Source organism: Microbacterium sp. Bi128, assembly GCF_918698205.1.
The window spans coordinates 22782-32777 of record NZ_CAKKMM010000008.1 but is presented as its reverse complement, the minus strand read 5'-3'; the positions used below and the strand labels follow the sequence as shown (position 1 = coordinate 32777).

Annotated in this window: 12 protein-coding genes; all 12 read left to right on the top strand. The window is 69.5% G+C overall.

Going from position 1 to position 9996, the window contains the following annotated elements:
• Positions 1-1114: AAA family ATPase (locus tag LQV45_RS01665; RefSeq protein ID WP_230005439.1), on the top strand; the 1114-nt coding region annotated here is incomplete at its 5' end.
• Positions 1111-2037, top strand: coding sequence for an FHA domain-containing protein (locus LQV45_RS01660; RefSeq protein ID WP_230005438.1), 927 nt, complete (start codon positions 1111-1113; stop codon positions 2035-2037). The genes LQV45_RS01665 and LQV45_RS01660, both read left to right, overlap by 4 nt.
• Positions 2038-2102: 65 nt before the next feature.
• Positions 2103-2357, top strand: coding sequence for a hypothetical protein (locus LQV45_RS01655; protein WP_230005437.1), 255 nt, complete (start codon positions 2103-2105; stop codon positions 2355-2357).
• Positions 2358-2602: 245 nt separating this feature from the next.
• On the top strand, positions 2603-4564 hold the full coding sequence (locus LQV45_RS01650; RefSeq protein ID WP_230005436.1) for a hypothetical protein: 1962 nt from the start codon (positions 2603-2605) through the stop codon (positions 4562-4564).
• A 359-nt stretch (positions 4565-4923) separates the two neighbouring features.
• Complete coding sequence (locus tag LQV45_RS01645; RefSeq protein ID WP_230005435.1) at positions 4924-5811, top strand: ArdC-like ssDNA-binding domain-containing protein; 888 nt, start codon at positions 4924-4926, stop codon at positions 5809-5811.
• A 45-nt stretch (positions 5812-5856) separates the two neighbouring features.
• The gene (locus tag LQV45_RS01640) at positions 5857-6483 is read left to right on the top strand and encodes a DUF6349 family protein (RefSeq protein WP_230005434.1); all 627 of its coding nucleotides are present in this window, start codon (positions 5857-5859) and stop codon (positions 6481-6483) included.
• Between the two features lie 18 nt (positions 6484-6501).
• Entirely contained in the window at positions 6502-6813 is a 312-nt protein-coding gene (locus LQV45_RS01635) for a hypothetical protein (RefSeq protein ID WP_230005433.1), read from the top strand.
• Positions 6814-6857: 44 nt separating this feature from the next.
• Positions 6858-7190 (top strand): hypothetical protein, encoded by a 333-nt coding sequence (locus LQV45_RS01630; protein WP_230005432.1) that lies wholly within the window; start codon positions 6858-6860, stop codon positions 7188-7190.
• Positions 7191-7560: 370 nt separating this feature from the next.
• Positions 7561-7902 (top strand): hypothetical protein, encoded by a 342-nt coding sequence (locus LQV45_RS01625; RefSeq protein ID WP_230005431.1) that lies wholly within the window; start codon positions 7561-7563, stop codon positions 7900-7902.
• A gap of 55 nt (positions 7903-7957) precedes the next feature.
• On the top strand, positions 7958-8611 hold the full coding sequence (gene dprA / locus LQV45_RS01620) for a DNA-processing protein DprA (RefSeq protein ID WP_230005430.1): 654 nt from the start codon (positions 7958-7960) through the stop codon (positions 8609-8611).
• Positions 8612-8991: 380 nt separating this feature from the next.
• On the top strand, positions 8992-9240 hold the full coding sequence (locus LQV45_RS01615) for a glutaredoxin domain-containing protein (protein WP_230005429.1): 249 nt from the start codon (positions 8992-8994) through the stop codon (positions 9238-9240).
• Positions 9241-9291: 51 nt separating this feature from the next.
• Positions 9292-9708, top strand: coding sequence for a hypothetical protein (locus LQV45_RS01610; protein WP_230005428.1), 417 nt, complete (start codon positions 9292-9294; stop codon positions 9706-9708).
• Positions 9709-9996 lie beyond the last annotated feature (288 nt).

The window sequence follows — 9996 nt, the reverse complement described above, 5'->3', positions numbered from 1 at the left end:
CCCCGAGTTGGACGAAGACACGTTGATCCCCGGCGCCCCTGCCCCGACGTCCGCCGCGGCACCCGGGCTCCCCGCAGACAGCAGCGCGTGGACGAGCACGCCCGCAGCGGTCCCGCCGATCGACAGGGTGCCCGCAGCCGAGCCGACCCCCGCAGCCCCCGCAGCTCCCGCAGCTCCCGTCCAATCGAGTCCACGTGCGGCGCGTCAGTCGTTCCTCACGCAGGAGAACACCGAGGAGCCGGCGACGCAGGGGTGGCGCGGGTCGCTGACCCGCTTCGGCATCCGGATGAGCCCCAGCGAGGCCGAGCGCGCCGAGCGCGCCGACGTCCTCGCTGTCTCCCAGCACTGGCCCGGGCCGCGCACGATCGCCGTGGTGAACGGCAAGGGCGGGGCCGGCAAGACCCCGACCACCGTTCTCCTCGCCGCCGTGTTCGCGCGCTACGGCGGATCGGGCGTGCTGACGTGGGACAACAACCAGACCCGCGGCACGCTGGGCTGGCGCACCGAGCAGGGCAAGCACGAGGCGACCCTTCTCGACCTTCTGCCCCAGGTGCCCCGACTCCTCAGCACAGGCGCGCAGTCGGCCGACTTGAACCACTACGTGCACCACCAGACCAAGGACAAGTTCGACGTGCTGCGCAGCAAGCCCATGGCCCTCGCGCACGAGCAGCGCGTCGAGCCAAGCGACGTCGACGCGATCCACGACGTCGCCGCGAAGTATTACCGCCTGATCTTCATCGACAGCGGCAACGACGAGTCGGACCCGATGTGGCTGCGCATGATCGACAAGACCGATCAGCTCGTGGTCGCCACGACCACCCGCGACGACCACGCCGAGGCCGGCGCGCTTCTTCTTGAAGCGCTGGCCGAGCGCGACCAGGGATCGGCAGAGCTGGCCCGTGACGCCGTGGTCGTCGTGAGCCAGGCCGACCCGAAGGCCACCGCCGCCGAGCTCGCGCACGTCGCGGACGGCTACAAGAGCCTGGCCCGCGCCGCCGTGACCATCCCCCATGACCCCGCAATGGTCGACGGAGTGCTGAACTACGGGGCGCTGCGCCCCTCCACTCAGCGGGCATGGCTCGCTGCCGGTGCAGCGGTGGCGAAGGGTCTATGAACACCACACAGCCCGTCCCCGGGCTCACCCGCGTACCGACCTGGCCCCGCCTGGTCACAGAGCTGCACGGCGACACCACCGGAACCCTGACCGTGAACGGCACCAGCCGCGCGTGCGCGGCCGAGTCAATCGAGGCGCTCAGGACCGGGCTCATCGCCCGCGCCGTGTCCTACGCGGTGCAGCTCCGCCGCCCGGTGCGCCTGGACGTCACCGAAGCCGCAGCGAGCTACCAGCTCGCTGTGCGCCCCGAGGGGTACGTGCAGCTCGTCGACGCCGAAGGCATCATCCCGGCCGCGGACGGCCTCAGCGTCGACGAGGGCCGCTGCCGACACTGCCGGCGGCTACAGCCGGTCACGTCCACGACGTGCATCCAGTGCCACATCGAGGAGCCGTTGCGTGTTGAGGTCGCCCCGCAGGGGGAGCCCGTCGACGCTCCGCCGGTTCCCGTCGACGCTCCTGAGGAGCTGCCCGCCGACGTCGACGAGGTGGTGCACCTCCCCGAGGTGGCACCCGCGCCGGCTCCCGTCTCGTCGGCCCCGGTGTCGACGATCGTTCCCGAGCTGGACGACGACGTAGAAGCTACGCGCGTGAGCCGTCCCACGACGCCCTCTCTGCACCTTGCGTTTACCACGCAGCGGAGCGTGACGGTTCCCGGCCGCGTCGTCATCGGGCGCGAGCCAATCGCCAAGGACGGTCAGCACGCCCTCACCGTCGTCAGCCCCGGCCGACAGCTCTCGCGCACGCACGCGGCGATCGAGGTCGACCAGGACGGGCAGATCATCGTCACCGACCTCAACTCCCCCAACGGCGTTGAGGTGCTGACCACACCGACGCGCTGGCTCACCCCCGGAGAGCCCACCGTCGTCCCCATCGGCGCGAAGCTCATGCTGGGCGACGTTGAATGCGTCGTCACCCTCGCATGACAGTCACGGCGCACGGGCGGCGTGTCGCACCCTTTGCTTTAAGGAAAACCGACAGACTGGCGCGCATGGGAACGCAGAACGGAAGGCCGAGCAAAGGACAGCGCGACGCCATTCTGGCGAAGCCGCCCGTGGAGTTCGGCGCGATCTTGAAGCACAACGCCGACGCCGCCGGCCTCTCATACGGCGAATACCTCGTAATGCTCGCCGCTGAGGCGCTGGGAATGCCCCAGTACGCCCCGCCGCGTCCGCGCGACCGCGCGGCCGAGCTGCCGATTCCCGAGCTGAACGCCCCCAAGGAGGCATCCCCCAGAGCCGCATAAATGAGCGAGCCCCCCGCCTCTATGAGACGGGGGGCCAAAGCTAAGTGCCTGATCTTCTGAGTTTGGCGACCGGTCAGATCTAGGCAGTTCCAACAAAGTCCGGTGGGCAACCGGGGCTTTGTCGTACCCACCGGGCAAACCCGGAAGGTGGTGTCATCATAACCCCTAGCGCTATCGCTACGCAGTATTCGCGCGCACATTCTTGGGCGCTCACTGCTGAGCTGAGCCCACGCCCCCGTGTGCGCGTGGCCGTGGCCGACGCCTACGGCAATGTCCTGAATCGCTACCTCGATCGGGAGCTGCGCGATCGCGCACCTGAGCGCCCGTGGGCGATGTACCTCGCCGGCACCGATCAGCGGTTCCGGTTCCTCGCGTTCGACCTGGACGCCCACGGCGACGCTGCCGCACCGTTGCGCGACCTGGACGTGCTCACCGGCCACCTGGTCGACGCCGGTATCCCCTTCCTCGTGTGCGAGTCCGGTCCTGCCGGCGGGCGTCACGTATGGGTCGGCCTGGCCGAGTCGGTCGACGCGACCACTGTGGCCACGCTCAATCGCCTCGTGAAGCACCTGTGCCCGAGCCTTGACCTTTCGCCGCTGTCGAACCCCGTCACCGGCTGTGTACGGCCCCCAGGAGCGCCGCACCGCGACGGAGGCGTGTCGACACCGCTCATGGGCGCGCTGGATGTCCTGACGGCCCCTCAGACGCCCGCAGCCGCTATCCGCGGCCTCGTGACCCGTCTCGCCGCGCTCGTCGACGTCGCCGAGCCCGCCGACACCGAGCAGGAGCGGCCCAGCGGCCCGCTGCCGGTCGATCAGCACCGCCGGCTGTACCTGCCCGGTCGACGTCGCGAGCTGCCCGCAGTCAGCGCCGCGGCGCTGCGCGAGCTGCCTGCCGGGGCCGACGCCTCCGCGCAGCTTTGGCGCGTCCTGATCGGCGCGGCCTCCGCACGCTGGCACCACGCCGACGTCGCCGCCCTCGTCGACGACGCGGAGGGCCTCGAGCACGTCCGCACGCGCACGAGTTCCCGCGGCCGTACACCGCGGCCGCGGCGTGAACAGGGCGCGATCCTCGCGCGTCAGTGGGACAAGGCCGTGCGCTACGTCGCCACCAGCTCACGCCAGATCGGGGACGATCCGACGTTCGATCGTCGCGCCGACAGGATCGCCGCGCACGTGCGCGACGTCCAGGAGCGCGCCGACACCGCCGCCGGCCGCTGGACCCGCGGCGGTGGCCCCGCCGATCGCCGCATCCTCGACGTCCTGTGCGTCATCGCCCTGCATGCCCTCAGAGGCACCGTGGAGGCCGACACCCGCCGCCTGGCCCTGTTGGCTGGCGTCGGTCGCGAGACGGCCCGTACGGCGCTGCTGCGCCTGGCCGAAGACGGGTGGATCGCCCACGCCGCCGCGGCTGAGGGACCGCGCGGGGCTCAGTGGACGATCGACCCGAGGAACGTTCTCCACAGCACTCCGAATCACGCCCGGTCACAAGCGGACCCGCGCCCCCCTGGGGCCGGGGCCGCTGAGAGAACCCAGCTCCTCGCAACGATCACCGCCCGCATGACGGATGCCGCGCACGACTTGTTCACCTCAACCCGCCCCGCGCTGGGACACCTCGCCGGGAACATCTACGCACGCACCGACCACACCCCCGCCACCCTTGACGACCTCGCTCGCACCATCGGCGCCGGCCTCGTTCGCACAGCCCGTCTCCTCGACCGTCTTGCTTACGCCGGCATCGTCGATCCGACGCCGGCTGGATGGGTGCGCAGCTCACGCAGCACCGTCGACGCCGCGGCCGAGCGCTTCGCGATCGCTGGACGTCTCGACGCCCGCGCGACCCGCTACCGCGTTGAGCGCGAGGTGTGGGCGTGGTGGAAGGCCGAGGAGACGTGGATGCACGCACCCCGTCGACCGGACGCGAGCCGTCGACCGGCGCGCGGGCAACTCTCCCTCGTCCCCGAGGACGGCACGCACTCTTACGGCCCGCACCCGCGCCGCGGTGACGGCCGACTCGACTTCGCGGAAGCCCGCCGCATCGTCGAGCACGAGCGCGCCGGCACCGCCGCGCGAGAGAGCGCCCCTGAGCGCGTCGACGGAGATCTCCGCTCGAGTAATTTCGTCGAGCCCGCGGCCATCGAGCCCGTGGAGCTCGACGACACCGACCGGATGCTGGCCCGACTGCTGGGAGCTGTCCGCATCGCCTGACGGCGGGGCGACGGTGCCCGCCGCTTGCGAGCCGCCGGCTCGCTGACGGAGCCGGCTACGCCGGCCAGCAAGGGCCTTCGGCCCCGGTTTTTTGCCGTGAAGCCTTCGGCGGCTCCCTCCGCTGCGCTCCGGTCGTAGCTACCTCCGGGCTCCGTTCAAGTGGCTACGCCACCGGCTCCCCCGAGACTTTCGGCACGCGGTCGCTGCGCTCCCTCATTTCGCGCCGAAACGCTCTCCTCCCCCGCCCTTCGGGTTGCACTGCACCCTCCGGTTGCTAAGGCGGAAAACCGCCTTCACGGCAAAAAACGTGGAGGGGATGAGCAGGGAATTATCCCTAATAGCGGCGAAAGGTTCCGAACATGGCACGCACCGTCAAGAGCACCAAGACCCCCGAGCAGCGTCGCGCCGAGGCCGACGAGCTGCAAGCCAAGATCGCGGATCAGGTCGAGGCGCTGCGCGAGTCCGAGGCGTGGGCGCGGTTCCTGGACTTCACCAAGGCATTCCACCGCTACAGCATCAACAACCTGTTGTTGATCTTCGGTCAGTGCCCCGAGGCGTCCCACGTCGCCGGTTACCGGACGTGGCAGAAGCTCAACCGCCAGGTGCGCAAGGGCGAACGCGGCATCCGCATCTACGGCGGTCGCGACGTGCGCGAGACGGTCGAGAACCCCACCACCGGCCAGGAGGAGGAGCAGCGCCGCACGATGTTCTTCCCGGTGTCCGTGTTCGACATGGGGCAAACCGACCTCATCGACCCCGAGGCGGGCGACCCCGCCGAGATTGCCCGCCCCCTCACCGGCGAGGACACCGCCGGGATTCTCGACGCCGTAACGGACTACCTCACCGGGCAGGGCTGGACGGTCGAGCGCGAGAGCATCGCGGGCGGCGCGCAGGGATACACCGACCCCGAGACGCGCCGCGTCGTGCTGGACTCCGACCTCTCCCCCGCCCAGGCCGCGAAGACCGCCCTTCACGAGGCCGCTCACGTCCTGCTGCACGCCGAGGAAGATCACGCCGAGTACGTCGAGCACCGCGGCATCAAGGAGACCGAAGCCGAGAGCGTCGCCTACGTCGTCGCCGGGATTCTCGGACTCGACACCAGCGGCTACAGCGTCGGCTACGTCGCCGGGTGGAGCAAGTGCGACGCCGAGACGATCAAGGCCACCGCCGCCAACGTCCGCCGCGCAGCTCACTCCCTGGCCGACGCGCTCACCGAGCAGCCCGAGGCCGCAGCCGTCGCCGCCTAAGCCGTCAATACCCCTATTAGCTCCACAAACTCCGAGGAGGACACCATGAGCGCGGATATCCTGTTCGACCTGGCCGAGTTCGAGCGCGAGGCCGTGGCCGCGACCGCGTGGGACGGCGCGCCGCTGACCTACACGACGAGCTACTACAGCCCCGCCGAGCTGGATGCAGCGTTCGACCGCTACCGCGCCGAGTTCGGTCACTTCGGATGCGTCCCCCGCTCGCACATGTGGAACCGCAACGAATGGAACGCGGGCGCGCGCGCCGTCACCGACGACGGCCACGAGCTGCACACCTTCCACGCCGACACGAGCTGTCGGCAGGCCGACCACGACCACAGCGCCGCCCCGCTCCCCAAGGGCGGCGGGTATCTCGTGATCTGCCCCGGTTGCGCCTGGCACGTCATCACCGACGACGAAAACGCCGGGATCGAGGCATGGCACGACCACGCCATGCCGGGGTGGCGATCCCTGCCCGTCATGCCGCAGCTCACCAGCGACCCCACCGATGAGAAGAAGGCCCGCGCCGCCGCCGCGAAGTGGTGCGCGAAGAACTACCCCGCCGAGTGGCAGCGCCCCGGCTCCCCCGTTCGTACCGTGCGCGGCCCCTATGGGGGCCGACACGTCGAAGCCCGCTCCCCGTTCGGCGGGTACGACCTCGCCGTCGACCACTGACACCGAAGGAGAACCCCCGTGGACGCCCTCACCCCCGCCGCCGTGGCCGAGCTGCTGGAAGACCTCGCGCAGCTCCTCCCGTTCCCGACGTTCGTCTATACCGACATGGGCGCGGAGAGCTGGACCCCTCAGGTGTATTTCGGGCCGCTCGACGAGTCGAGCGGCCTCCCCGCCCACCGCGCCGGGATCGACGCCGACACCGTGCGCCCCGTGTGGTGGATCGACCTCGACACCGGAATGCGAACGATCCTCCTCGACGAGGTGACCCCCGACGACGTGTGCAACGTCGCCGCCCGGATCGCGGCCGAGTACCCCGAACACCGCCAATAAACCTATTCCCCCCATTGACGCCATTAGCGACAGGAGAACACATCATGCGACTGACCTTCCCGGACGGATCGGCCCTCGACGTCGAGCCCATCGGCACGACCAGCAAGGGCGCGCCCGTCGTAGACGACGACACCGCGTTGCAGATCGCGGAAGCCTGGCAGGACGTCCAGGGCATCGACGAGTACCGCGGATGGACCGCACCCGACGACGACAGCCAGCCCGTGCCGTACATCTTCGGCCGGGTCGCGCCCGGTTCCATGACCCGCGTGACGTTCGACGAATGGCCCGTGATCTACGACCCCGCCGCAGGCTTTGACGGCGAGAGCAGCGCCTACAGCCTCCACGCCTTCCCCTACGAGCTGGACATATGCGAATGAGCACGAGCGGCCCCCACGGGGGCCGCTCCCCCGTCCCCGGCATCCCGAGGCCAGGCACCACCACGGCGGCCGGCAGCGGACGGAGCCGCCGCCGGCTAACGGACGGTCGGACGGAGCCGACCGACTGTAAGGGCCTGACGGCCCGTTGTTTTGCCGTGAAGCCTTCGGCAGCATCCGGTCGATCGGGCTCCACGCAAGCCCCCGCTGACGCGGGGGCCGGCTCCTCTGAGACTTTCGGCACGCGGTCGCTGCGCTCCCTCACATCGCGCCGAAACTCTCTCCCCCACCGCCCTCCGGGTTGCGCTCCACCCGCTCTCCCTCCGCGGCACATTCGTGCCTTCACGGCAAAACAACGAGAAGGAGAGAACCCATGAGCACCAGCACCTACAGCCGCGGGGACGCGATCACGCTGGACGAGCGCCCCGGCGTCGTCATCGAGGACCTGGGCCGCGGAAACCTCCGCGTCTCGACCTTCCCCGGTCAGGAATCACTCATCGGGGATCGTCACTCGGGCCTGTCCCCCGTCGTGCGCGACTCGGCGGTGTGGGTCGAGCGCATCCGCGAGATTCGCGCCTACTTCGGCATCCCCACCGAGGGCGACCGCGAGCCGTGGCGCAGCCGCCGGAACCCCGAGCTGCGCGCCAAGACCCCCGACGCCTTCCCCGAGGTGATCTTGACATGGGGCGTCGACTACCGGCCCCGCACCCACTGACCATCACCCCCAATTAGCTCCATTAGCGCCAATAACCCCAAACCCGGAGGACACCATGACCGCCATTCAGGAACTCACCCCGACCACGCACCCCGCCGTGTGGGCGCTCCTCGCGCTCGGAGACGACGCCCCCGAGCGTCTTTGGGTCCGTGGCAACGCCGACGCGCTCACGGCCCGCCAGGCCGTCGCCCTGACCGGATGCCGCGCGAGCACCGCCTACGGCGAGCACGTCGGCGGCGAGCTGGCCGCGGACCTCGCCAAGACGCACACCATCGTCACGGGCGGCGCGTACGGCATCGACGCCCAAGCCGCCTACGCCACCCTCAACAGCAGCGGAACCGGCGTCATCGTGGCCGCGGGCGGCGTCAACCGCGTACACCCCCAGGGGCACCGCGAGCTGGCCGCACGCATCATCGAGACGGGCGGCGCGATCGTCAGCGAGGTCGAGCCTGACGAAGCCCCTAACCGCTATCGGTTCGCGCGCCGCCAGCGTCTCGTCGCGGCCCTGTCGGCGGGATCGGTGATCGTCGAGGCTGGGTGGCGCAGCGGGTCGCTCAGCGTGGCGACGTGGGCGCGTGAGCTGGGCCGTCCGGTCGGAGCCCTCCCCGGCCCCCTGACGAGCGTGACCAGCTCGGGAACCCACCAGCTCATCCGCGGCGGGGCAACCCTCATCACGTCGGCCGACGATGTGCGCCAGATGCTCGTCTGAGCAGATCGGGGGCGGCGCTGCGCGCCGCCCCTCCCCCGCGGTCCGTTCTCGAGAATCGGAAACGCCGTCAACACCCCTAATGCCTCTAATGACTCCGAGGGCAGCGAACGACCACCGCGGCCGGCAGCGGACGGAGCCGCCGCCGGCTGATCGACGGCCGGACGGAGCCGGCCGACTGCAAGGGCCTTCGGCCCGTTCTTTTGCCGTGAAGCCTTCGGCAGCGTACGGTCGGCCAACCTGCGCGCCAGTGCTTTCGCGGCATATCCTCCCTCGCTGCGCTCAGTCCGGTATTCCACGGTCACTGGCACTCCGGCCGTCCTCCCTAGCGGCGAATGAATTCGCCTTCACGGCAAAAAACGAGGGGATGGGAGGATCACGAAATGGACAAGCTGACCGTTTACACGACGGGTCCGAGCTGTGGGAAGTGCTCGATGACGAAGCTCATGCTGAAAGGCAAGGGCATCCCGTTTGTCGAGGTGGATATCACCCAGAACCCCGCCGCGCGCGAGTACGTCACTGAGGAGCTGGGCTACACGATGGCCCCGGTCGTCGTCGTCGACGATGACGATCACTGGTGCGACATGCGACCCGATCAGATCGACCGCGTGGCGAAGTTGTTCGCCGCCTGACCACCCCGAGCCAATACCCCTATTAGCTACATCACCCCTATTGGAGGAACCATGACCGCCAACAACCTGACCCCCTACGACACCGGCGACCGCTTGGAGCCGCAGCTCTGGCCGCTCGGAGAAGACCCCGACAGCTACGGGCGCGTGGACTTCGACAACGACGAGAGCGCCACCGTCCTGACGGCCTACGTCGAGCGCGAGGGCGACGGCTACGCGATGCACGTTCAGGGCATGGCCGAGCCCCTGAGCCTCGTCGTCGACGGGGGAGGGCGCGTGGTCCCGGTCAGCGCCGAGCTGGTCGAGGGCATCGACGAGCTGCTGGACATGGCCCGCCGTGGCCGCGACGACTTCGAGCACCAGGACCGCTACGGCGACTACACCGCCGAGGATCGCGCCGCCGCCGATCGCCGTTGGCTGCTGGCCGAGGCTGTGGCGAACCTGTTGCGCGGAGAAGCCGAGAAGGTTTGACGCTAATAACTCCATTGACTACAATAGAGTTAATTCCAACACGAGGAGGAAGAAATGTCGATCGAAAGCATCACCGTCACCCGTCTGGCCGATCTTCGGTTCGGGGATCGGGTCAAGAGCTGCGACGGGCGTCCGTACAGCCCGGTTCGCGTAGTGCAGTACGAGCTGGCCCCCATCGAGGCGGGTTCCGCCGTGCGGGGGTTCGCCTGGAAAACCCTTACCCCACCAGCCCCGTCGAGCACGTTTGGTATCCGTCGCAAATGGATGGACACGTCTTGGAGGTTGACC

Excerpts from the sequence above, each read along its gene's own strand:
- LQV45_RS01660 (WP_230005438.1), top strand. The coding sequence starts at position 1,111 with ATGAACACCACACAGCCCGTCCCCGGGCTCACCCGCGTACCGACCTGG.
- LQV45_RS01655 (WP_230005437.1), top strand. The coding sequence starts at position 2,103 with ATGGGAACGCAGAACGGAAGGCCGAGCAAAGGACAGCGCGACGCCATT.
- LQV45_RS01645 (WP_230005435.1), top strand. The coding sequence starts at position 4,924 with ATGGCACGCACCGTCAAGAGCACCAAGACCCCCGAGCAGCGTCGCGCC.
- LQV45_RS01640 (WP_230005434.1), top strand. The coding sequence starts at position 5,857 with ATGAGCGCGGATATCCTGTTCGACCTGGCCGAGTTCGAGCGCGAGGCC.
- LQV45_RS01630 (WP_230005432.1), top strand. The coding sequence starts at position 6,858 with ATGCGACTGACCTTCCCGGACGGATCGGCCCTCGACGTCGAGCCCATC.
- LQV45_RS01625 (WP_230005431.1), top strand. The coding sequence starts at position 7,561 with ATGAGCACCAGCACCTACAGCCGCGGGGACGCGATCACGCTGGACGAG.
- dprA (WP_230005430.1), top strand. The coding sequence starts at position 7,958 with ATGACCGCCATTCAGGAACTCACCCCGACCACGCACCCCGCCGTGTGG.
- LQV45_RS01615 (WP_230005429.1), top strand. The coding sequence starts at position 8,992 with ATGGACAAGCTGACCGTTTACACGACGGGTCCGAGCTGTGGGAAGTGC.
- LQV45_RS01610 (WP_230005428.1), top strand. The coding sequence starts at position 9,292 with ATGACCGCCAACAACCTGACCCCCTACGACACCGGCGACCGCTTGGAG.